We start from the raw sequence: 22,264 nt of genomic DNA, 5'->3' as shown, positions 1-22,264 counted from the left end.
GGTAATCGGAACGGCTGTCACGCGATCCGTTCCACTCGGTGTAACCGCGGGGCATCGGGGGAAGAGACCGGCGCATGGAGCACTTCACGATCGCCACTGTTGCCGAAAAGAGCCCCGACTTTCGCCGCGTGCTCTGGACCGGCGAACACAGCCAGCTCGTCATCATGACCATTCCGCCGGGCGGAGAGATCGGCGAGGAGGTCCACCCGGACACCGACCAGATCCTCACGTTCGTCAGCGGGGTCGGCGAGGCCAGGGTCTCCGGCCAGACCCGCAAGGTCGCCGCCGGTGACCTGGTCGTCGTCCCGGCCAATAGGAAGCACAACTTCGTGAACACCGGTCCGAACCCGCTGGTGCTCTACACGGTCTACGGGCCGCCCGAGCACTCCGAGGGCGCCGTACACAAGACCAAGGAGGAAGCCGACGCGTTGGAGGAGGCAGGAAAGGACGAGCCGCCGACGTCGTGACGGAGGTCGACCTCTGCCGCGTAGTGCGGTGGTGCGGCTCGGACCTGTGCGCCGGGGAGCGCCGACCGCCGGTCGGTGCTCCGCCGCTGGAAGAGCCGGGGTGGACAGCGGTCCGGTGTGGAATCACTGCGTTCCCCGGCGTACGCTCGCGCGGGCTCGGCCGTCTCCAACGTCGGAGCGTAGCTGCGAGATACGTCACAGTGATCGATTAAACGCGAGGCCGTGCGAGGGTGGCCCACGCATACCCGCGTGAACGGGGTGTTTCCCGGGGCCGGTCGGTCATAGAGTCGCGATTCAACTGTCCATCGGAAGCCTGACCGGACTGCCACCCGGTCGGCGCGGAGGGCGGGGTCGAGCGATGCGACGTGGCTGGCTCACCGGGGTTTTGGCGCTCAGCGTGGCCTTCCAGGTCTCGCTCGTGATGCTGCCCGCCGGTGCGCTGCACGTCGAGAACCTCGGGTTACTGCTGGTGACGACCTGGGCCACTCGGCACTTCGTCCGGCGGGCCCGTGAACTCACCGGCGCGCAGCGGCGCTGGCGGGTGCTCAGCGTCGTCGCGCTGGGGCTGTGGGGGCTGGCGCTCGCCTGCAACGAGATCGGGCTGCTGGCCGGGGCGTCGCTCGGCGTGCGGATGGGTGCGCTGGCGCTGGTCGCTCAGCTCGCGCTGGCGTGTGCGGTGGTGACGCTCCTGATGGTTCCGGGGCTGCGGCTGAACCGGGCTTCGGCGGTGCGGATGCTGATCGACGGCGCGGCGGTCGGACTGTCGCTGGCCACGCTCGCCTGGGCCGCGCTGTTCGGGGTCGACCCCGCCGTCGACCTGGACGCCCCGGGCGCGCTGGCGCTGATCACGCTGTCCGGGTCGCTGCTGGTGCTGCTGTCCGCGGCGTTGCCGATCATGCTCGGGCGCACCCAGAACGGTCCGACGTCGCTCGGCTCGTTCGCCGGTGGCATCGCGGTGATGGCGTTCGGGGCGCTGGCCGCGGGGTTCGTCGCGCTGGCCGGTGACCCCGCGCCGGAGACCGTCGCCGGCGGTGCGATGTTCCTCGGGACCGCGCTGATCGGCCGGGCCGCGCTGCTGCCGATGCCGATGTTCGCCCGCCGCGCGAACTGGGAGTACCCGACGACGCTCGCCCAGGCGCTGCCGTATCTGGTGCTGCTCGCGCTGGCGGTGATCGCCGCGGTGCACCAAGCGCTCGCGCGGGACATCAACCTCGTGCTCACCGGGATGCTGTTCTTGCTCGCGGTGGCGGTGCTGACCCGGCAGTTCCTCTCGCTGCAGCGGAACGCCCGGCTGGCCGGTGAGCTGACCCGGCAGCGGGCGCAGCTCGCCTACCAGGCATTTCACGACCCGCTGACCGGGCTGGCCAACCGGACGCTGTTCGCCGAGCGGCTCGAGGCCGCGCTGGCAACCGATCGGTCGCCCTCGGTGCTGCTGGTCGACCTGGACGGGTTCAAGGCGGTGAACGACTCGCGCGGGCACGCCGCCGGTGACCAGTTGCTGGTCACGGTCGCGCGGCGGCTGCGGGCCGCGATCGGGAGCGCGGACACCGTCGCCCGGATGGGTGGTGACGAGTTCGCGGTGCTGCTGCCGGGCGGTGAGGCCGGCGCGAGGACCGTGGCGGAGGCGATCCTCGACCGGGTCGCCCGGCCGGTGACGCTCGGCGAGTCGACGGTCGGGTTGCGGGTGAGCATCGGGATCGCGACCGCGCAGCCGTCCTCGTCCGCCGACGCCGTGCTCCGGGACGCCGACCTGGCGCTCTACCGGGCGAAACAGGAGGGCAAGAACCAGTACCGGGTCGCCGACCAGGAACTCGCGGAGCGGTCGCTGGCGCGGCACCGGCTGGAGGAGGACCTGCGGGCCGGCGTCGACCGAGACGAGTTCGAGGTGCTCTACCGGCCGATCGTCGAGCCGTCGTCGGAGCGGGTCGTGGGGGCGGAAGCCGTCCTGCGGTGGCGCCACCGCGAGCGGGGGTTACTCGATCGGGCGGAGTTCGAGGGTGCCGCGGTTGCGGTGGGACTGCTCACCGCGCTGGACCGGCGGGTGCTGGAGACCGCCTGCGCGGACGCCGCCGCCTGGGTCGACAGCGCGCCGGGGCTCACGGTCACGGTGCCGATCTGCGCCGCCAGCGTCGCGGACGCCGCACTCCTCGGCGCGGTCACCCGGTGCCTGGTGGCTGGTGGCATCCGGCCGGAGGTGCTCGAGCTGGCCGTGCCCGCGGCGGCGCTGGTGGCCGACGTCGGCGCCGTCGAACCACCGTTGCAGGCGCTGTCCGGGCTGGGCGTCCGCCTCGCGATCGCCGACGTCGGCGCAGGGCCCACCGAATTACGGTCGCTCTGGACGCTGCCGCTCCGCACGCTCGTGCTCGACCGTTCGCTGGGCTGTGACCCGGGCCTGACCAGGGCGGTCGTCGGCCTGGCCCACGGCCTGGGCCTCCGTGCGGTGGTCACTGGGGTGGAGTCGCGGACGCGGCTCCGGGAGTGCGGTGCGAACCTGGCGACGCTCGGCGCCCCGGTACCCGCGGACGAGTTCGCGCTCCTGCTCCCGGACCGCCGAGCCGACTCCGTTGCCTGACGCGCCTTCTGCTTAGCCTGCGGCTCCGGCCGCCGATGAAAGGCGTATGCGGCGTGGGTGGATAGCGGCGGCGATCGCCGTCGTCGTCTACGCGCTCGTGGTCCGCACCCTCACGCCGTCGGTGTTCGAACTGGTGGACGACCTGGTCCTGGTCACCCTGATCGCGTGGGCACTGGTCCGGTACGTCCACGTCGGGCGGCAGGCCGAAGGGCGCCTCCGCACCGGTCGACGGCTCGGCGCGCTCGCGATGGGGCTCTGGGTGACCGGCCTGCTGCTGCACACGCTCGGCGGTCCGCTGGGATGGTCCGAGCAGATCCGGACCGCGAGCCTCGCGCTGTTCTCGATCCCACCGTCGGTCTGTGCGGTCGGGGCCCTGCTGGCGCTTCCGGTGGCGCCACCGACGCGGATCGGCAAGATCCGGCTGCTCTGCGACGGGGCGATCATCGCGCTCTCGCTCTCCGGTCTCATCTGGATGGCGATGGGCCACGAGTGGTACGCCGAGCGGCACGTCGGCCGCGGCGCGGTGAGCCTGATCGTGCTCTGCCTGATCCTCGTGATGGTCGTCTCGATCGCGGTCCTGCTACTGGTCAACGGCCAGATGGTGTGGCGCTCGGCGCTCACCGGGCTGACCGTGGGCGGCGCGCTGGTCGCGACGTCGATGGTCCTGGAGATGGCGACGACGCTCCGCGGCGACGAGTGGGAGTGGGGCCATGTGCTCGCCCAGCTCGGCGCCGTCACCGTCGCGATGTCCGCCGGCCTGCCGATCCCGACCGGCCCGGCGCGGGACCGCGGGCTGACCACGTTCGCCGCCCAGGGCCTGCCGTACTTCCCGCTGCTAGTGCTCGGCGTGTTCGCGTTGCGGGCCCAGATCCAGCACGGCCGGCTCGACACGGTCGTCGTCGGCCTCGGGACCGCGGTGGTGGTCGCGATCCTCGGACGGCAGTTCCTGACGCTCCGGATGACGACGTCGCTCAGCAACGAACTGGGCGCCCAGCGCGCCCGGCTCGCCCACCAGGCGTACCACGACCCGCTGACCGGCCTGGCGAACCGCACGCTATTCAGCGAGCGGCTGGAGACCGCGCTGCTCACCGATCTCGCCCGACCGGCGCTGCTGCTGGTGGACCTGGACGGCTTCAAGGCGGTCAACGACACCCGTGGCCACGCCACGGGCGACCAGCTGCTGGTCGCCGTCGCCGGGCGGCTGCGGAGTGCGGTGCGGGCGACGGATACGGTTGCCCGCCTCGGCGGCGACGAGTTCGCGGTGCTGCTGCCCGGCATGTCGAGCGAGGCGGACGCCGTCGCGGTGGCCACCGTGATCCTGGAGCGGGTCGGCGAGCCCGCCTCGGTCGGCGAGGGTGGCCCGGTCACGGTACGGGCGAGCGTCGGGATCGCGCTGGCCGACGACCGATCGACCGCCGACCTGCTGCTCCGCGACGCCGACCTGGCGCTGTACGAGGCGAAGGAGAGCGGTAAGAACCGGTATCGCGTCGCCGACCAGGAGCTGTCGAGCTCGACGCTGGGCCGGCTGCGGCTCGAGGAGGAACTCCGCGGTGCGCTGGACGCCGGCGAATTCGAGGTCCACTACCAGCCGATCGTCGAGCTGGCATCCGAGCGGATCACCGCCGTCGAGGCGTTGCTGCGCTGGCGGCACCCCACCCGTGGCCTGCTCGGGCCCGGTGCGTTCCTGGAGTCCGCCGAGACCGCCGGGCTGCTCTCCGCGATCGACGGGTACGTGCTGCGGACGGCGTGTCATCAGGTCGCGGAGTGGCGGCGGCACGTGGCGCCCAAGTTCGTCGTCAGCGTCAACGTCTGCGCCGCGCACCTGGTGGACACCGGCCTCGTCGACGAGGTGGCGGCAGCGCTCGCCGACGCCGACGTTCCGGCCGAGGCGCTGATGCTGGAGGTCACCGAGACCGCGCTCGTCGCCGACCTCGCGCTGGCGGCGCGGACCCTCCGGGAACTGTCCGACCTGGGTGTGCGGATCGCGCTCGACGACTTCGGGACCGGCTACTCGTCGCTGACCTACCTGCGGACGCTGCCGATCCACGCGATCAAGATCGACCGGTCGTTCGTGCACGACCTGGACGGCAACCCGACCGACGAGGCGGTAACCCGTGCCATCCTCGGGCTGGCCGAGACGCTCGGGCTGCGTCCGGTGGCCGAGGGGGTGGAGGGGGTCTCGCAGGCCGATCGGTTGCGTGACCTGCGGTGCGGGCACGCGCAGGGCTTCCTGTTCGCCAAACCGATGCCGCCCACGGAGATCACTGAGCTGCTGATAGCGCCTGCCGGGCCGCTGCACACGGCGCGCGACACGTCACTGGCTCAGTAGTTCTCCTCCCACCACTCCCGCCAGTCGTCGTCGTCCCAGCCCTCGGTGTCCTCCGGCCAGTCACCGTCGTCGTACCAGTCTTCCTCCGGAGCCTCGGTGGTGGGCTTCGCCGGCGGCGGGTAGTACGGCTCCTGGTACTCACCCGCGGCGGCCGACGCGCTGGGCCGAACCGGCGACGGGCTGGCGGACGTCGGGGCGACGCTCGGCGTGGCAGCGGCCGGTGACGGCTGCTCGCTGCCCTCCTCGGTGGAGCCGCCGGCCAACGCGGGCAGCACCAGGACGAAGCCCAGGATCAGCACCGCCAGCAGCGCGCCGCCGAGCAGCACGAGCTTCGAGCGGGCGCCGCGCTTCGGGGGAGCGCCGGTGCCGGCGTCGGTGTCGAGGGCGGCGGCGTGGCGGCCGCTGGAGCGGCCCGCGGCCAGCGCCCACTTTCCCTGGGGGCCCGCGGTGGTTGAGGCCTCGAAGACCGGGAAGTCCATGGTCTCGGCCCGCGGTACTGCGTCAGATTCGGACGCCACGGGCACCCCAAAGTGCCCCGCGCCACCGCTGGTCGGGGTTCCGCTCGGCGCGGACGGAGTCGGTGCGGGTTCGTTCGGCGTGCTCGCGCTCGGCGCGGCCGTGCCGGGTGCGCTCCCGTCGGGTCGCGGAACATCGGGGCGCGCCAGCACCGCGGTCGGCCCGTCCGCCGCCCCACCCGTCCCCGCCGCCGCGCTCGAAGCTCCGGCCCGGCTCGGAGCCGTTGCGGGGCTCGCAGCCGCAGCCGCTGTGGGGGCCGGGCTCGAGGGCGCGCCCGTGGGGGCGGCGTCGGCGGGTGGGGCGGGTTGCGGGGGTGCCGCTGCGGTCGTCGGGGTGGTCGGGGCGTCGGGGGCGGCGGGGGGATCGGGGATGCCGGCTCGGCGGGGCGGCGCGGCGGACTGCAGGCCCGGCGTCGTCGGATAGGCCACCGCGGTCGGTGGCCACACTGCGGGCGGCGGCGGGAGCGGAGTCTTGGGGAACGGCGCCGGCACCACCGGCGGCGCGCCCGGATCGGGTGCGGGTAAGTCGCCCGACACCGGATTCTGCGAGAACGGCGGTGGCACCGGGGAGCCCCCTACGAGCGGCACGGACGGATTCGCCTGCGAACGTCCGCGGCGGTTCTTCGGGCGCTGACGGCTCGGTGCCTGACCACCGTCGGCACGCTTCGCAGCCGCGGCGGCGCGAGCCAACGCAGCGGCAACGGTCGGTTCGGCGGGCAGGTCGTCCGGCGTGGGGCCGGTGGCTGGGGGATGTTCCGGCGCCATCGTTCTCCTCGGGTCCCGCAGCATCATTCCAGTGCCGGTCAACTCCCGGTAGCCGGGGGCATGCGTGAGGTCGATGGGGGCGAGGCAGAGCTAAAGGGCGTTATATGCCGTATCGTTACCTTTATGCGGGTGCGTTTGGCGATCAACGACCTCTTCTTCGTGCTCGACGAGAAGATGTGCGAGAAGACCCTGGAAGCGAACCTCGCGGAGGTCGGCCCGCTGAGTCGGCAGGACGCCGGCGACTACATGATGAACACGCTCCGGGCTCGGCTCTCCACCGGCCACGACGCGTGGATCATCGGCCACCGGGCGCTGCCCGACCCCTCCCGCCACACCCTCGACCCGTACGGCAGCCCCGGCCGCCACTGGATCCGGGCCGCCGCCGTCTACTACCTCGCCAACGTCCCCGGGTAGTGCACGGCCCGGTCAGAACGGCGCTGGCAGGCGAGCGCGAGGCCTTGAGACACAGCACAGGTCGCGGCGGCCTCGCGCTCGACTGCCAGCGCCGCCCTGACCGGGCTCCACCGCCGTTGTAAGGCAAGCCGGTTAGGACGCGGGCGGTAAGCGGCGGAGTTCCGGCGGCAGCATCCGCACCTGAGAGAGGCGCTCGCCGCCGAGCGGCGCGGACGGGGAGCGGCGCGCGTTGAGGGCAGCCGCCACCGCCGGCAACCGCGTCGCCAGCGCGTAGAGCGCCTGCTCGGTGAGGATCCCCAGCTCCATCCGCCGGTCGGCGCGCAGCTCAGCGGCGGTGTCGTCGCCGAGCAGCGCCCCGAGCCCGAACACCTGCCCCGGACCGAGCTCCGCGACCTGCACCGCGCGGCCGGTCGGGTCCGGTGCGAACACCCGGCCCTGTCCCCGCACGACGACCGCGAGCTGCCCGGTGCGCGCGGGTAACGTGTCGCCGCGCTCCAGCCGGATCTCCCGTAGCGAAGCAGCCACGATGCGCAGCTCGGCGTCGTCCAAACCCGCGAAGAACGGGACCTGGGCCAGCGCGCCCGCCGGATCCACGACGTCGTCGCCCGCAGTCTCCGACGGTCGCGGCAGACCGTTCTGCTCAGCCCACAGGTCGGCGTACACACCGCCGAGCGCAACCAGCTCGTCGTGCGTGCCCTGTTCGACGATCTGACCGCTCTCCAGCACGTAGATCTGGTCGTAGTCGACGATCGACGTGAGCCGGTGCGTGACTGCGATCAGCGTCCGGCCGCTGCTGACCGATTCCAGCGTCTCGGCGACCAGCCGTTCGGTGCGCGGGTCGAGTGCGGAGGTCGCCTCGTCCAGCAGCAGTACCGCGGGGTCGCGGAGCAGCGCACGCGCCAGCGCGAGCCGCTGCCGCTGCCCACCGGAGAGCCGCACCCCACGTTCACCGACCGGGGTGTCGTAGCCCCGGGGCAGCGTCGTGATGTATTCGTGCAGCTGAGCGGCGCGGGCGGCCTTCTCGATTTCCTCCGGTGAGGCGCCGAGCCGCCCGAGCCCGATGTTGTCGCGGAGCGTCCCGTCGAACAGGAACGTCTCCTGGAACACGACGCCGAGCTGGCCGCGCAGCGACGCGAGCGTCGCGCCGCGGATGTCGCGGCCGTCGAACAGCACCGCGCCCCGGTCCGGATCGTAGAACCGCATGATGAGCTGCAGCGTCGACGATTTTCCGGCGCCGGTGGGGCCGACGAACGCGACCTTCGTGCCGGCCTTGATCGTGACGTCGACGCCGCGCAGCGTCGGCCGGTCACCGTCGTACGAGAACGAGATGTCCGCCAGCCGGATCTCCCGGCGAACCGGCGGAAGCGGGGTGGCCTGCGGGTGGTCGTCGATCTCCGGCTTCGCGCCGAGGATCTCGTTGACCCGGAACAGCGCACCCGTCGAGGTCTGGATCTGCTGCCCGATCCCGGTCAGCGCGGTCACCGGGCCGACGACGGTGGCGATCTGCGTGATCGCCGCCGCGAAGTCGCCCACCGACAGGCTGCCCTTGATCACCAGGTAGCTGCCGACGACCAGCGTGATCAGCCGCAGCGTCGTCACGACGGCGTCCACCGAAAGGTCGAACAAGCCGCTGAACAGCTGCAGCGACAGCTGACGCTTGAACAACCGGTCGGACGCCCGGCCGAACCGGCTGCGTTCCTCGTTCTCCAGGCCGAAGGCCTGGACCACCGCATGCGCCTGGTAGCTCTCGGCCGCGACCGAGACCAGCGCACCGACGTTCTCCTGGACCGCCTTGCTGCGTTTGAGCGCGGGCCCGTCCAGCCGTCGGTAGATGAACGCGACGATCGGCGCGCCGGTCAGGACGATCAGCCCGAGGATCCAGTTCAGCTGGAGCAGCACGATGCCGGAGACGATCAGCGTGAGCGACTGGAACAGGCCCTCCCGGACCGCGTTCGACAGGCCCTGCTCGAGCATGCCGACGTCGGAGAGCAGCCGGGACAGGATGTCGCCCTGCTTCCGGGCGTTGTACCAGCGCGCGGTGAGCGACTGCAGCCCAGCGAACATCTGCATGCGCAGCGCGCGGACGATCGACGAGCTGACGAACGCCGACACGTAGTTCCGTCTCAGCTCGGCGAGCAGGCTGATCGCGAACGTCCCGGCGAGCAGACCGATGAGCTGGAGGATGTAGTCGAAGTTGGGGTTGGGCTGGGTGACCTCGTTGATCATCCGCGAGAACGCGAACGGGAACACCGCGACGAACGCGAGCTCGATCAGCAGGTAAAAGCCGATCTCGACCTCGCGCCGGATGTACGGCCGCAGGTAGCGCCCGGCCAGCCGCAGGAACGCGGTGATCCGGACCTTGTCCTCCTCGACCTCCAGCGAGCGGAGCCACTGCTCCTCGAGGCCGGAGAGTCCGGTGCCGTAGATCTCCTGCACGGTCAGGTCGACCTGACCCGGGCGGGACGTGGTGAAGACCTTCCAGAGGTCGGCCTCGGTGCCCCGTTCCAGCAAGAATCGGACGAACGACAGCGCCATCAGCGTCCGTAGCTCGCCTTCGGCGCGGACCAGCGGCGGCAGACCCCGCTCTTCGTCGATCTCGGCGAGGTATGGGTCGGCCGACGGGACGCCGCAGAGGTGCAGGCCGTAGCCCTCGATCAGCAGCTCGACGTCTCGACCGGCGGGCAGCGCGGCACCGAAGAACAGCGCCAGCGGACGCTCCGGCGGCTCCGGCGGCGACTCCGCGGTGACGACGACGAAGATCTCGCCGCGTGCGGCGTCCACGACCGTGCCGGACGTCAGGATCGAGCCGGGGTCGTCCGGGTCCGGGAACGGGTCGACGAGACAGATCTGCGGCTTGACGCCCCACGGTTCGGAGCCGAGGCCGGCCAGCCGCTTGCGGGCGCGCTTGACCGCGGTGGCGTAGGCCGAGACGGCGGCCTCACCGGCGCTGCCCCGGCGATACCGGAGGACGGCCGCGTCGGTCTCCTTCGCGACCATCTCCTCCAGCGCGGGCCGGAGCGGCAGCAGCGGCTGCCCGGTCTGGAACGCGGAGCCCTCGGCGGCGGCGCCGTCGTACTGCGGTGGCTGGGGGGTCGGGCCCGGGGTGACCGCCGCGCGCCCGGCCACCGGCACCGGCACCTGCGCCGATCCGAGTGCGGGACGCGGGGGTCCGTCAGAGGCGGGTGCGGGGCTCACGGATGCGGACCCGACCGCGGCGGAACCCACCGCGGGCTGGGGCGGCGTCGGTACCTGCGCCCGACCGGCCGCCGGGACGTTGGGTGCGGGTTCGCCCACGCGCGGGATCGGCGCCGAGGCACTGCCCGCTCCGCCGGCTCCGGCGCCTGCAGAGCCCGGCTGCGGATCTCCCACCCGGGCGCTCCCCAGCGCCTGCCCGCGCCCGCCCGCGCCGGGCCCGGCTGTGCCCGGGCCACCTGTGCCCGGGCCACCTGTGCCAGGGCCACCTGCGCCAGGGCCGCCTGCGGCGGGCTCGCCCAAGCCGCGACTCCCCGCGCCGGGGCCGGCTGCGCCAGGGCCACCCGGACCGGGGCCGGCTCCGCCAGGGCCGCCGGCGCCCGGGCCGGCGGGGGCGGCTCCGCCGGACGGGAGTTCCTCGGTATCCACCTGCCCGACCGGCAGATTCGTATCGGTCGGCGCGCTGTCCGTCGGATCGTCGGTCAGCAGTCCGATGACGACGATCCGGACGTCGCCGACCCCGACGATGTCACCGGGCTCCAGCAGCGTCTCGGCCTGGATCGGGTTGCCGTTGACCGTGGTCCCGTTGGTACTGCCCAGGTCACGGACGGTCAGAAAGTCCTCGACGCTGGTGAGCGCGGCGTGCCGACGGGACGTCTCGGGGTCGGACAGCAGGATTCCGGACGCGTCCCGGCCCACCTCGACGACGCCGTCGATGACCGCCGTCCGTGCCGGAAGCCCGGGTTCGCGGACCTCGACGAGCTGGGCCATCCGCTCACCCACCCAGCCGCAGCACGACCGCGCGGGCGCGGGCGCCGGAGATCACGTTGCCCTTGCGCTCGTACCGATCCAGCGATTCGGACGCCGACATTCGCGCGCCGATCGGGTCTCCCAAGAGCTCCAGCACCTCCGCGAGGTCCAGCAGAACGTCCGCCTCCACCGTGGACAGCCCGGTACCCCGGACCGTGTCGACCGCGGATCGGGCCGCGGTCACCGCCTGTTCCACCCGGCCGAGCCGGGCCAGGGCCTTCCCGCGGGCGGCCCGTGCGGTGGCCTGCGCGACGATCTCGTCGTTCGGTGCGGCCCGCTCGGCGTCGCTGGCCAGCTGCGCCGACTCGGCGAGCACACCCTGCGCGTACCGGGCCTGAGCGAGCAGCGCCAGCAGGTTCGATAGCACGTACCGCTCGCCCATCTGGGCGCACTCCTCGGCTCCCGCGTGCAGTTTCGCAGCCGCTGCCGCCGGGTCACCCGCCAGCATCTCGACGTAACCGCCGAGGTAGGCCAGCGAGACCGCGCGGACCCGCAGGCCCAGCCGGTCGGTGATCGCCTGCGCGGCGACCAGGTGCTCACGGGCGTCGTCGAACCGGCCTGCCATCGCGGTCAGCCCGGCCAGCGCACCACGCAGCCGGACCTCGGCGGTGCGGTTGGTCGAGACGCTCGCCAGCTCGGCGCGGTACTGGCTGATCGTTTGCTCGACCGGAGCGTCACCGAGCACGGCGGCGAGCGCGAACGCCTTGGCGATCGCCTGCCGCCGCCCGTCCGCGCCGGGGCCGGCACCGCTGGAGTCCGCGTCGGTCGGCGGCCGGTCGACGCTGTTCACCGCACGGGGCAACCACCGAACGTCGCGGAGCAGCGTCCAGCTGGCCGCGACCGAGGCGCCGCCACCGCCGCCGAGCTCCACAGTCGTGGTCAGGTCGGGGAGCGGCTGGCGCTCCCCGGCGCGGGCCGGGGAGACCCCGCCGTCGGCCAGGTCGTCGGTCGAGGGACCGGACAGCAGCCGCAGCACCGACCGCACTTTTTCGGTCTCGCGGCGCAACTCGTTGTCGCCGGTCCGGTCGGCCGCCATTGCGGCCTCGGTCAGCAATTCGGACGCTCTGGCGAACTCACCCCGCTCGACGAGCGCGGCGGCGAACTGGGGCAGCAGCCCCACCCGGCCGGGGTGCTCGGCGGGCAGCAGCGCGGTTGCCCGGCCCAGCAGCGTGATCGCGGCCGGCATGTCCCGCCGAGCGAACGCCCGGCGTCCGGCGCGGCCGAGGTGCTCGGCGGCGCGGCGGGACAGTTCCAGCGTGTCCGGGTCGGCGGGGCCGATGCCGCTGCGGTACCGGGCGGCCTGCTCCAGGTGGTAACCGACGATCTCCTCCAGCTCGGGCAGCCGGCCGGCGAGCGTCTCCTCCATCCAGCGGCCCGCGGCCTCATGCAGGTGCGCGCGTTCCCGCTTCGACAGCGAGTTGTAAGCGGCGTCCCGGACCAGTTGGTGGCGGAAGCGCAGCGCGCTCTCGCCGTGCAGCACCGAACCCTCCGGCCGGAGCAGTTCCTTGCGGACCAGCGACAGCAGCGCGCCGGTGACGTCACGTCGCTGGTCGGGCGAGGTGAGCGCGATGACGCCGTTGCGGTAGAACACGTCGCCGATGACGCTGGCGCGCTCCAGCACGCCCCGCTCGCCCTTCGGCAGGCCGTCCAACCGGGCGGCCAGCAGCGCGCCGACGCTCGGCGGCACCGCGAGCCGGTTGATCTCGGCGGTGAGCGTCCACCGGCCGTCGATTCGATCGAGTAAACCGTCGTCGAGCAGCATGCCGACCAGCTCTTCGATGTAGAGCGGGTTGCCCTCGGCGGCCTCGACGATCCGGGCGCGCACCTCTTCGGCGCCCTCCGCGCCGTCCAGCAGGTTGTCGAGCAGCGCTGCCGAGTCGTCGCCGGTCAGCGGTTCGAGCATCAGCGTGTTGGTGCCGCCGCTGCTCAGCTGCGGATGTGCTTCCAGCAGCTCGGGCCGGGACAGACAGCAGATCAGCACCGGGCTGTCGCGCAGCCACTCGGCCAGTTTGAGGATCAGGTCGAGCAGCGCGGGCTCGGCCCAGTGCAGGTCGTCCAGCACCAGCACGAGCGGACGCCGCGCCGCCAGCGTGGACGCGAACCGGAACATCGCCTCCGGCAGGTCCTCGACGCTGGCGGCTGTCGCCGGTGGCTCCAGGATCGTCGGGCCGGTGGGCTCGCCGAGCAGCCCGGCCAGCGCGGTCACCGTCCGGTCGTCGCCGGGGAGCAGCGCCGAGAGCTTGCGCCGGACCGCGGCGGTGTCCTCCTCCGGGCCGACACCCGCCGCCTGGCGGACGATCTCGGCCAGCGGCCAGTACGTGAGTCCGTCGCCGTAGCTCAGGCATTGGCCGCGCAACACGGTCGCCCGGTCGCCGACGCGGTTGAGCAGCTCGTAGAGCAGGCGCGACTTGCCGGATCCGCCGGAGCCGAGCACGGTGATGGATTGGACGGTCCGCTCGGCCACGGCGCGGTCGAACAGCTGCTGCAGCAGCGCGAGTTCCTGTACCCGGCCGACGATCGGGGCGTCCAGCCGGCGGGCGTGGCCGGAGGCGCCCGGCTTCACCGCGAGCAGCCGCCAGGCGTCCACCGGGACGCCCCGGCCGCGCACGGTCATCGGCGGCAGCATCTCGGCGGTCACGGCGTCCCGCGACAGGCGGTAGGTCGCATCACCGATCAGCACGCTGCCCGGCTCGGCCGCGGTCTCCAGTCGCGCCGCGACGTTCACGACGTCGCCCAGCGTGATGTCCTGGCCCAGGAACGCGGCGCCGATCACGACCTCACCGGTGTTGACGCCGGTGCGCAGGTTCAGCGTGACCTGCCAGTCGCGCTCCAGCGTCCGGTTGAGGTCCTCCAGCGACGCGTGCAGCTCCGCGGCGGCCCGGACGGCACGCAGGGCGTCGTCCTCACGGGAGTTCGGGAGCCCGAACACCGCCATGACCGCGTCACCGATGAACTTCTGGACCCGGCCGCCGTGCTTCACGTGGATAGCGGTCGCGTGCTCGTAGTAACGAGTCATCATCCGACGGAGCACCTCGGGATCGAGGCGCTCACCCAGCGAACTCGACCCGACGACGTCGGTGAACACCACCGTGATCGTCTTGCGCAGTTCGCGGGTGTCGTCGGAGGTCAACGCGTTTCCGCAGGAAAAGCAGAACCGAGCCTGCGGCGGGTTGTTCTCCTCGCCGCAGTTCGAGCACCTGAGCACGGTCGGCACGGAGGTAGCGTAGGCGTCCGCCGCTCCCTGGCCCACCCGGACTGACGGGGACCTGACTACGTGGGACAGCTCACGCGTCGTGTCCGTGGCGACGGTCGACGGAGGCGTCGGCCGTGGCTCCTGGTGCGCCAGCACGGTCGCTTGTCCGTCGACCCCGACGTCACGGGGCCGCACTTCGGGCCGTAACCGGCGCGCGGTGCTCGCCCCGTGCCGCGCATCGGTCGCGAGCAAGGAGATCGGCGTGCCGAAAGGGACGGTGGGGCGGTCGTCAGCGGGCGGAGTGGCGGCCAGCGGGCCTCGGGCCCCGGTCACCGTGCCTTACGCACGAGCGCCGCCGGGTTGAGGATCTCGATCTTCGAACGTCCGATCGCGATGATGCCGGCCTCCTCCACGGCGCGGAGCGCCTGGTTGGTCGTGGGACGCGAGGTGCCGGCGAGGCTGGCGATGACCTCCTGGGTCAGGGGTACCGCCACCGGCCGGGTGCGTCCGTCGTCGTAGGCACGGGCGAGCGTGGCGAGGCGTCGCAGCACACGCTTGTCCGCGGGCAGGTACAGGAACTCCAGCAGCCGGCCGTTGAGCCGGCGCACCTCGTTCGCCAGCAGTTCGGCCAGCACCCGGTCGACCCGGGGATATTGCTGACGTAACGCGTCGAACCGGTCGCGCTGCAGCGACAGCGTCTCGCAGCCCTCCAGCGCGGTGACGGTCGCCGAGCGCACCGCCTTGCTCGGATCGGCCTCGAGGAGAGCCAGCTCGCCGACGGTCTCGCCGGGACCGAGGACGGCCAGCGTGACGCTGTCGCCCGCGCCGGTCGTCACCCGGACGCTGACGTGGCCGGACTCGATCAGGTGCAGCGAGTTGGCCGGGTCACCCTCGTGGAAGAGCACCTCGTTGCGGCGGAACTTGCGTCGCCGTGCGACCGCGAGCAGCTCACGCCGCTCTTTGTCGCTGATCATGGACAGCGTTGACCACTCCATCGACCGCGGCTCTCCCTACGCGCTGAACTTGACCGAACCCAGCAGTGTCTTGAACTTGTCCTCGTTCTCGCTCCAGGCCTTCTCCGACGCGAAGAACACCAGCACCACGGTCTGGTTCGTCGTCTGGTCGGTGGTGACGAAGCACCGGATCCGGAGTTCGGCGTCGCCGCCGTCCTGCTGAAGCTCGCCGTCGTAGCGGGCCGAGTCGTGGCCGTCGACGACGGTCGGCTCCTCGGCGCCGAGGTTCGCGGTGGTGGGCAACTGGCCCTGCAGCGACTCTTTCCGGCCGTCGGCCTCGTCCGGGAACGGGTTGAGGCTCAGCAGCGTGTAGACGCCGACCACCGAGTCGGCGTCGCTCTTCAGCGCGTCGGCGAGCTTGGGCCAGCCGGTTCCGGTGCCGGGCGCGGTGAACAACGCCGCGGCGTCGGACGCCTTCGGCGAGAAGACCAGGTTCGTCCCCTGGCCCGACCGGTTCCAGCTCTCCGGGTAGTCGAACGAGATCGGCAGCGTCGTGGTGGGGTCGAAGTGCTTCGTCCCCTCCTCGAACGGCTTGATCACGAGGACGAGGACGAGGACTACCGCGAGCACCAGCGCGCCGGCGAGGCCTCCGATCAGCAGTTTCCGCCCGCGCCCCGAATCGGGCGTGGGCGGCGGCGTCGACCCCACCCCGTGCGGTGGTGCCGAATAGGGGTACGGCGGTGCCGAGCCGGGGTGGGGCGGTGCCGAGTACGGGTACGGCGGTGCGGACCCCTGGTGGGGCGGCGCGGAGTACGGGTGCGGCATCGCCTGGTTCGGCGGAGCCGACTGCGGATGCGGCGGCGCCGAGTGCGGGTACCCGCTGGGCGGGAACTGCGTCGGCGAGTACTGGTTCGGGTACGTGCCGTGCGGCGGTGCGCTGGACGGCGAGTACTGGTTACCGGGGTACTGGTTACCGGGGTACTGGGCCGTCGGCAGCGGCGTCCCGTGCGGCTGTTCGGCGGCACCGGTTGACGGCGGCGCCGACCACCCGGGCACCGGCGGCTGCGTGATCGGCCCGCTCGGCGGCACCGACGTCGGGGAGTGCGGCGTCGGAGGCTGCGGCGTCGGGGTCTGGGTCTGAGGCGTCGGGGTCTGCGCCGTCGGAGGCTGCGGCGGTTCCGGGTGGGTGGCCGGCGGTGCGCTGTTCGGGCTCACCCCGGGCCCGCCCGACGCGCTGGCAGGCAGGTTGACCTGCTGCCCGCCGAACGCCGCTCCCAGCGCCGCGATGAAGTCACCGCAGGAGGCGAACCGGCCCTCCGGGCCCTTCGCCATCGCGGTCGCGATCACCTGGTCGACGGCCACCGGGATCTCCGGACGCACGGAGCTGACCGGCGTCGGCATCTCCATCAGGTGCGCCCACAGCAGCGCGGCGTCGTCGTCCCGGATGAACGGCACCTTGCCGGTCAGCGCCTGGTACAGCACGCATCCCAGCGCGTACACGTCGGTCCGGGCGTCGACCGCCTTGCCGCCGATCTGCTCCGGCGCGACGTAGTCCATCGTCCCGACGACGATGCCGGTGGCGGTGACGCCAGTCAGCGACGATGCCCGCTTGGTCAGGCCGAAGTCGCTCAGGTACACGTGGTCGCGCCCGGCCGGAGTGGTCGCCGCCGAGACCAGGATGTTGGCCGGCTTGACGTCACGGTGCACGAGACCGGCCTGGTGGGCGGCGTCGAGCGCGGCACCGACCTGCCCGAATAGCGCCATCGTCTCGTCGACGGTCAGCGTCCCGCGACGCTTGAGGACGACCTTGAGGTCGGCGCCCTCCACGTACCGCATGGCCAGGTACAGGTGGCCGTCGGCCTCGCCGGCCTCGTAGATCGGGATGATGTTCGGGTGGTCGAGGGACGCCGCCAGGCGCGACTCACGGAGGAACCGCTGCCGGAACTCGTCGTTCTGGGCGAGTTCCGGCGCCAGCACCTTCACCGCGACGACGCGGCCCAGCCGGGTGTCCTCGGCGCGGTAGACGTACGCCATCCCACCGCGTCCGATCAGCGACTGCAGCTCGTAGCCCGCAGCGCGTAGCCCGTCCAGGCGCGCGGACTCGACTGGATCACTCATCGTTGACCACCGGTTCGTTCGACACGTTTCAGTGCACCCGGTTTCCGCAGTAACCGCAGAACTGCTGCCCCGGGACGAGCGTCTGCCCACATTGGTCGCAGCTAGCCGCGACGTCGCCGGCACCGTTCTCGCCCTGACGGGCCATCACGCCTGCCGGCGCGCCCTCGGCGCCCGGTGTTCCCTCTCCCGCGACGACCGTGGCGCCGGACGGGTTGCTCTGTCCGGGAATGGGTGGCGGCGTCGACGGCGAGAGCCGGAGCACGGTCTGCTGCTCTCCGTTCGGATCCGCATAGGGGACGCCGGACGCGGGTGCGCCGTACGGCGTCTCGCTGTAGTTCGGCACACCCGGGTACGGGTTCTGGACCGGGTAGGGGGTACCGGGCTGGCGCGGGTCGACCCAGCCGGGCGGGGCCGACGTCGGCCACGTGGCGGGCGGAGCGCTCGCCGGCGATCCGACCGCGCCCGGGTACGGCGCGCCCAGCGGCATCGGCGGACCGGGTTGCCCGTAACCGGGCATCAGGTTCGGGTCCGGCGGCGGTGCGGCCGTCTCCGGCTGTCCCTTGCCGCCGCGTCCCCGCAGCAGCACGGCACCGAGCAGGACCGCCAGCACGACGATCGCGCCCAGACCACCCCAGAGCAGGATGTTGCTGGATCCGTCGGAGCCACCGGAGCTCTGCTCGTCGGTGGTGCCGAACCCGGACGTGTCGGTGGCGCCGTCGGTGCCCTTGTCGGCCGACGTGCCCTTGCGCTGGTTGGCGACCGTCAGCTTCTGCGAAGCCAGCGCGTGGCCCGGGTAGAGCTTGAGGACTTGCGACAGGTTCGGCGCGGCGGCGGTGTAGAGCTGGTTGTTGAAGTTGTGCAGCGCGTTCTCGTAGACGAGGTCGGTGGGGCCACGTTCGGCCTTCACGTCCACCGCGGCCAGTGCCTCGGCGATCTGATCCGGACCGACCAGCTTGATCTCGTTGCCGGACTTGGCCAGGAACCCGATGACCTGACCCTTCTCCGACACGACCGGCCCGCCGGACATACCGTCGGTGAAGCCGCGGTTGAGCTCGGCCAGGTAGTCGTCGTTGGGGCGGACGACGCCGCTGCCCTTCTTCGTGAAGTGCGCCTGGGTCGCCTTGAGCGACTTCTCGTCGGTCGGCGTGTTCGTGAAGCCCAGCGTGCTGACCGCCTCGGCGTTGTCGGCCGAGTTGCCGTAGACGACCGAAGGCATGCTGCTCGCGCCGACCTTCAGCACCGCCACGTCCGACTTCTTACCGCCGGTGGGGTACACGACCTGGGCCGGCAGGTCGCCGAACTGTTTCTGGTCGGAGACGAACGGCTGAACGGTGACCACGGCCTGCGTGAAGATGACGCAGCCGCCGGTCTCGTCGGTGGTGTTGCCCTGATAGCAGCGTTGCAGCCGCTTGCTGACCACGTCGTCGGTGTTGGCCGACGGCTTGGCCTTCGTATACGGGTCGGCGGGCATCGGGGCGCCGTCGCCGTAGCGCTCGTTGAAGATCTTGTTGACCGCGAAGATCGCCGCCCGGTTCAGGTCGACGCCGGTGACCGTCGGCGACGTGATGATCGTGCCGCTCGGGTTGACCACGAAGCCGCTGCCGGTGCCCAGCATCGGCTGGTAGGAGCGCTGCACGAGCGAGATGTCGTTACCGGTCGAGCCACGGAAGTTGTGCTCGATCAACGAGATGCTGACCTTGCCGTAGGTCATGATCCGGACCACGGCTGGGGCGATCAGCTCGGCCGGCGTGGGATGCTTGTGGGCCTCGGCCGGGGTGGCGATACCAAGCGTGAGGGCCGAGACGCAAACAGCAAGAACCGCTGCGGTCAGCCGGAGACGAGGCAGACGCATAGGGAGTTCCTCCACTCGGAGGGGCTTAGAGGAGCGTCGATCATCGGCGGTAGCCGGCGCCTGTGACTGGACCATGAATCCGGAGAAAGTTATCACGCAGTCCAGGGCGGCGTAACCGGACAAGAGGCCGGTCTCGGTGGGGAGTCAGAACCCCGACACTGTTCACCGTCGACCGGCTGAGCTGCACCGTCGCATCGCGACGGTCGCCCACCCGAAACTCAGACCGCGGTGCGCGCGGCCTGCGACAGTGGCCCGTCCTGACCAGGCTCCGGACGACCGACACACCCACCCGGACCGGGGACCGTCGACTGCTCGAGCCGGTCGCAGGGGCAGCGCCGGCCGGTGTTCACGTCCAGTACGTCCAGAGTGATGCTCATGGTCCCGGTCCTCCACGGATGTCGTCGGTGAGTTGACCTCAGCGTGCTAGCGGCGCGGCGGACCGGCGATCGTGGCGATGACGTCCGGAATGTTCGCTCGGGAACACTCGTGCCCGCTCCTGGGCGCCGCAGCGAAGGCTGGCCGGGTGGGGACGCTGTTCTACCTTTCCGGCGGGGCGCGCCTCCGCCGTTCGGCGGGTCAGTTCCGAGCCGGCCGCGACGTCGGCAAGTCGGCTCCCGCTGCGAAGTGAGGTCTCGCGGACCCGGTTAGGCTGCCCTTCATGGCTGTCGTGAAGATCAACGCGATCGAGGTTCCCGAGGGCGCAGGCCCCGAGCTGGAGAAGCGGTTCGCCGCCCGGCACGGTGCGGTCGAGGGCTCGCCCGGCTTCCTCGGGTTCGAGCTGCTGCGTCCGGTGGCGGGGGAGACCCGCTACTTCGTCTACACCCGCTGGGAGACCGAGGAGCACTTCCAGGCCTGGGTGAAGGGCCCGGCGATGGAGGCGCACTCCGGCGAACGCGCTCGCCCCGTGGCGTCCGGTTCCAGCCTCCTGGAGTTCGAAGTCATCCAGAGCGCCGACCCTACTGCACGGCCCGCCTAGGACGACGCTGACGGCCGCGCGCGAGGCCTTGAGACCAACAAAGGTCGAGGCGGCCTCGCGCGCGGACGCCAGCCCCGCCCTAGGCGGGCTCCACGTCAGGACTGACGCGCCTGCGGCGCGTCACCGAGAGCTAGGTGGGCCGCCAGATCGAGGCGGCGGATCTTGCCGGTGGTGGTGCGGGGCATCTCGGGCACGACGTGGTACTCCTTCGGGCGCCGGGCCGGTGGCAACTCGGCCGCGGCGAACTCTTGGAGCGCCGCCGTGCTCGCGGTGCCCACCACCGCCGCGCAGAGCCGCTGCCCCCAGTGGTCGTCCGCCACGCCGAAGACGGCGACCTCCTCGACGCCGGGGCACCGGTCGAGCACCCGTTCGACCTCGCGCGGATAGACGTTGACGCCCCCGGTGATCACCAGGTCGTCGCGGCGCCCCTCCAGGTACAGGTAGCCGTCGGCGTCCAGCCGTCCGACGTCCCCCACGCTGAACGCGTCACCGCGCCAGGCGTCCGCGGTCTTCTCGGGCGCGTCCCAGTAGGCGAACCGGGCATACCGCGGCACCGCACACCACACCGCGCCGTCCGCGTCCACCGACAGGCGCCGATGCGGCCGGGCGCGACCGACCGTCCCCGGGCGTGATCGCCACTCGGTCGCCGGGCAGACCGTGAACTGCCCTTCGGTCGAACCGTAGAACTCCGCGACGACGTCCTCGCCGAACGCCTCGACGACCCGCTCCTTGAGCGGCGCCGGACACGGCTCGCCCGCGTGCGCGAGCAGCCGGAATGAGTCGAGCGACGGCAGCGGTCCGGCGCCGAGCAGCCGTCGCAACTGGGTGGGGACGCAGAACGTCGTCGTCGGGTGGTGTTCGGCGATCGCCGCGATCGCCACCGCCGGGTCGAACTTGCCGGGCAGCACGACGGTTCCGCCGGAGAGCAGCGTCCCGGCGGCGAATCGGAGCGGCGCCGAGTGGTAGAGCGGCGAGAGCACCAGGTGCCGGTCGGCGGCGTCGAACTTCCAGAGCTCCACCTCCTCGGCGAGGAGCGCAGCCGCGTCGCCGGGGTCGAGGACACCCGACCAGACGCCTTTCCGGCGACCGCTCGTCCCCGAGGTGTAGTGCATGGGGCGTCCGAGCGGCGCCGGGCCGAGCGTCAGCGGAGCGCCGCTGAGCAGCGCGTCGACGGCGTCCGAACCGTCTACGGTCAGCGCCGGCCGGCAGTCGGCCAGCAGGTCCGCGCGTTCGGCCTGCGGCAGCGCCGGGTCGAGCATCACCGGGATGATCCCGCTCCGGAGCGCGCCCAGCGCCACCGCGAGCACACCGGCGGTGGGCTGCGCGAAGACCGCGATCCGGTCTCCGGCGACGACGCCGGCCTTGGACAGCCCGCCTGCCGCCGCGCGTTGCAGTGCCTCGTGCTCGACGGCGGTCACGACCTCCACGCCGGCTGCCTCCTCGCAGTTCGGTACCTGGAACCCCAGTCTGCCGTGACAGGTGTGCACCCAGTTGCGGCTGTGGTGCGTCTCCTACCGTCCGACTTCAGCCGCCCGAACTCCCGCCGACAGGGCATTCGTGCTGAATGCTCCCGAATGCGCCCTGGACGACTTGCTGCGAGTGCACGAGTCCCGCCAGGCCCTCGCCGCCCGCGCGGCCTACAGCCTGCTGCGAATCAGTGCCGCCGTCCCGCCGGACCACCGTACGGTCGTCGGCGCCGCGGACGCCGGTCAGCGCGCGGGCGCCTGGCTCGCCGCAGCCTCCACCAACCCCGGCCGGTGGACGAACCGTGCGGTGCTCACCGCGGAGCTGGCCGAGCTCGACGTCCTGCTGGTGGACCTTCGCACGCACCTGGTCGTCGTCCTCGACTGGTTGAACGTGCACCTGGGCACCCAGGTCGCCCGCGCGGGTCGGCCGGAGACGATCCGGGTGCCGCGGACGCTGTTCGCGGAGTGCAAGGCGCTGGTCGAAGACCTCACGGACCTGGCCCCCGCCGCCGCCGCGTAGGCGGGGCTCGGACGGCCGCGCCCCAAGGGGACGGCGGCAGCAGCGGGAACGACGGGGTGGTGCCGGCCATCCGGTCGCGATCACGCCCACGCCGACCACGTAGCGCGGACGCTGCCACGAAG

General features: G+C 72.2%; 14 protein-coding genes. 6 read left to right on the top strand and 8 right to left on the bottom strand.

Annotated elements, in window-relative coordinates; translation table 11 throughout:
• The first annotated feature begins 74 nt into the window (after window positions 1-74).
• The 3 genes from BUB75_RS20435 (at window position 75) to BUB75_RS20425 (ending at window position 5,368) form a co-directional block, all read left to right on the top strand.
• Window positions 75-467: a cupin domain-containing protein gene (locus BUB75_RS20435; protein WP_073259115.1), complete on the top strand. Its 393-nt coding sequence runs from the start codon at window positions 75-77 to the stop codon at window positions 465-467.
• A 358-nt stretch (window positions 468-825) separates the two neighbouring features.
• A complete protein-coding gene (locus tag BUB75_RS20430) occupies window positions 826-3,039 on the top strand; it encodes a putative bifunctional diguanylate cyclase/phosphodiesterase (RefSeq protein WP_073259114.1) in 2,214 nt (737 codons plus the stop codon).
• Between the two features lie 46 nt (window positions 3,040-3,085).
• Window positions 3,086-5,368 (top strand): putative bifunctional diguanylate cyclase/phosphodiesterase, encoded by a 2,283-nt coding sequence (locus BUB75_RS20425; RefSeq protein ID WP_073259113.1) that lies wholly within the window; start codon window positions 3,086-3,088, stop codon window positions 5,366-5,368.
• Here BUB75_RS20425 and BUB75_RS45355 read toward each other — a convergent pair.
• Window positions 5,362-6,648, bottom strand: a complete 1,287-nt coding sequence (locus tag BUB75_RS45355) for a hypothetical protein (RefSeq protein ID WP_143175314.1) — start codon at window positions 6,646-6,648, stop codon at window positions 5,362-5,364. The genes BUB75_RS20425 and BUB75_RS45355 overlap by 7 nt on opposite strands.
• Before the next feature lie 123 nt (window positions 6,649-6,771).
• Between BUB75_RS45355 and BUB75_RS20415 the strand changes: the two genes are divergently transcribed.
• Window positions 6,772-7,062, top strand: coding sequence for a hypothetical protein (locus tag BUB75_RS20415; protein WP_073259111.1), 291 nt, complete (start codon window positions 6,772-6,774; stop codon window positions 7,060-7,062).
• A 132-nt stretch (window positions 7,063-7,194) separates the two neighbouring features.
• On the opposite strand, the gene BUB75_RS48175 is transcribed toward BUB75_RS20415, so the two are convergent.
• The 6 genes from BUB75_RS48175 to BUB75_RS46370 form a co-directional block, all read right to left on the bottom strand.
• A complete protein-coding gene (locus BUB75_RS48175) occupies window positions 7,195-11,025 on the bottom strand; it encodes an ABC transporter transmembrane domain-containing protein (RefSeq protein ID WP_143175313.1) in 3,831 nt (1,276 codons plus the stop codon).
• Between the two features lie 4 nt (window positions 11,026-11,029).
• Window positions 11,030-14,278, bottom strand: coding sequence for an adenylate/guanylate cyclase domain-containing protein (locus BUB75_RS20405; protein ID WP_178379928.1), 3,249 nt, complete (start codon window positions 14,276-14,278; stop codon window positions 11,030-11,032).
• Window positions 14,279-14,586: 308 nt separating this feature from the next.
• Window positions 14,587-15,252 (bottom strand): Crp/Fnr family transcriptional regulator, encoded by a 666-nt coding sequence (locus tag BUB75_RS20400; RefSeq protein ID WP_073259108.1) that lies wholly within the window; start codon window positions 15,250-15,252, stop codon window positions 14,587-14,589.
• A 15-nt stretch (window positions 15,253-15,267) separates the two neighbouring features.
• Window positions 15,268-17,328 carry a serine/threonine-protein kinase gene (locus BUB75_RS47175; RefSeq protein ID WP_073259107.1) on the bottom strand — a complete coding sequence of 687 codons (2,061 nt, stop codon included), beginning with the start codon at window positions 17,326-17,328 and terminating at the stop codon, window positions 15,268-15,270.
• Between the two features lie 28 nt (window positions 17,329-17,356).
• Window positions 17,357-19,180, bottom strand: a complete 1,824-nt coding sequence (locus BUB75_RS20390) for a trypsin-like peptidase domain-containing protein (protein ID WP_178379927.1) — start codon at window positions 19,178-19,180, stop codon at window positions 17,357-17,359.
• Window positions 19,181-19,398: 218 nt separating this feature from the next.
• Window positions 19,399-19,557 carry a hypothetical protein gene (locus BUB75_RS46370; RefSeq protein WP_178379926.1) on the bottom strand — a complete coding sequence of 53 codons (159 nt, stop codon included), beginning with the start codon at window positions 19,555-19,557 and terminating at the stop codon, window positions 19,399-19,401.
• Window positions 19,558-19,838: 281 nt separating this feature from the next.
• On the opposite strand from BUB75_RS46370, the gene BUB75_RS20385 reads away from it, so the two are divergent.
• Window positions 19,839-20,156 carry an antibiotic biosynthesis monooxygenase family protein gene (locus tag BUB75_RS20385; RefSeq protein WP_073259105.1) on the top strand — a complete coding sequence of 106 codons (318 nt, stop codon included), beginning with the start codon at window positions 19,839-19,841 and terminating at the stop codon, window positions 20,154-20,156.
• Window positions 20,157-20,251: 95 nt separating this feature from the next.
• Here BUB75_RS20385 and BUB75_RS20380 read toward each other — a convergent pair whose 3' ends face one another.
• Entirely contained in the window at window positions 20,252-21,583 is a 1,332-nt protein-coding gene (locus BUB75_RS20380; protein WP_073259104.1) for a class I adenylate-forming enzyme family protein, read from the bottom strand.
• Between the two features lie 130 nt (window positions 21,584-21,713).
• Here BUB75_RS20380 and BUB75_RS20375 point away from each other — a divergent pair, with 130 nt between their 5' ends.
• Window positions 21,714-22,142, top strand: coding sequence for a hypothetical protein (locus tag BUB75_RS20375; RefSeq protein ID WP_143175312.1), 429 nt, complete (start codon window positions 21,714-21,716; stop codon window positions 22,140-22,142).
• Window positions 22,143-22,264: the final 122 nt, after the last annotated feature.

The organism is Cryptosporangium aurantiacum, from assembly GCF_900143005.1.
Lineage (GTDB): Bacteria > Actinomycetota > Actinomycetes > Mycobacteriales > Cryptosporangiaceae > Cryptosporangium > Cryptosporangium aurantiacum.
This window is presented reverse-complemented; position numbering and strand designations above follow the sequence as displayed.

Bases quoted from the DNA above. Each gene is read 5' to 3' on its own strand.
- BUB75_RS48175 (WP_143175313.1), bottom strand. From the start codon at position 11,025: ATGGCCCAGCTCGTCGAGGTCCGCGAACCCGGGCTTCCGGCACGGACG.
- BUB75_RS20415 (WP_073259111.1), top strand. From the start codon at position 6,772: ATGCGGGTGCGTTTGGCGATCAACGACCTCTTCTTCGTGCTCGACGAG.
- BUB75_RS20385 (WP_073259105.1), top strand. From the start codon at position 19,839: ATGGCTGTCGTGAAGATCAACGCGATCGAGGTTCCCGAGGGCGCAGGC.
- BUB75_RS20390 (WP_178379927.1), bottom strand. From the start codon at position 19,180: ATGCGTCTGCCTCGTCTCCGGCTGACCGCAGCGGTTCTTGCTGTTTGC.
- BUB75_RS20400 (WP_073259108.1), bottom strand. From the start codon at position 15,252: ATGGAGTGGTCAACGCTGTCCATGATCAGCGACAAAGAGCGGCGTGAG.
- BUB75_RS46370 (WP_178379926.1), bottom strand. From the start codon at position 19,557: ATGAGCATCACTCTGGACGTACTGGACGTGAACACCGGCCGGCGCTGC.
- BUB75_RS47175 (WP_073259107.1), bottom strand. From the start codon at position 17,328: ATGAGTGATCCAGTCGAGTCCGCGCGCCTGGACGGGCTACGCGCTGCG.
- BUB75_RS20425 (WP_073259113.1), top strand. From the start codon at position 3,086: ATGCGGCGTGGGTGGATAGCGGCGGCGATCGCCGTCGTCGTCTACGCG.
- BUB75_RS45355 (WP_143175314.1), bottom strand. From the start codon at position 6,648: ATGGCGCCGGAACATCCCCCAGCCACCGGCCCCACGCCGGACGACCTG.
- BUB75_RS20430 (WP_073259114.1), top strand. From the start codon at position 826: ATGCGACGTGGCTGGCTCACCGGGGTTTTGGCGCTCAGCGTGGCCTTC.
- BUB75_RS20435 (WP_073259115.1), top strand. From the start codon at position 75: ATGGAGCACTTCACGATCGCCACTGTTGCCGAAAAGAGCCCCGACTTT.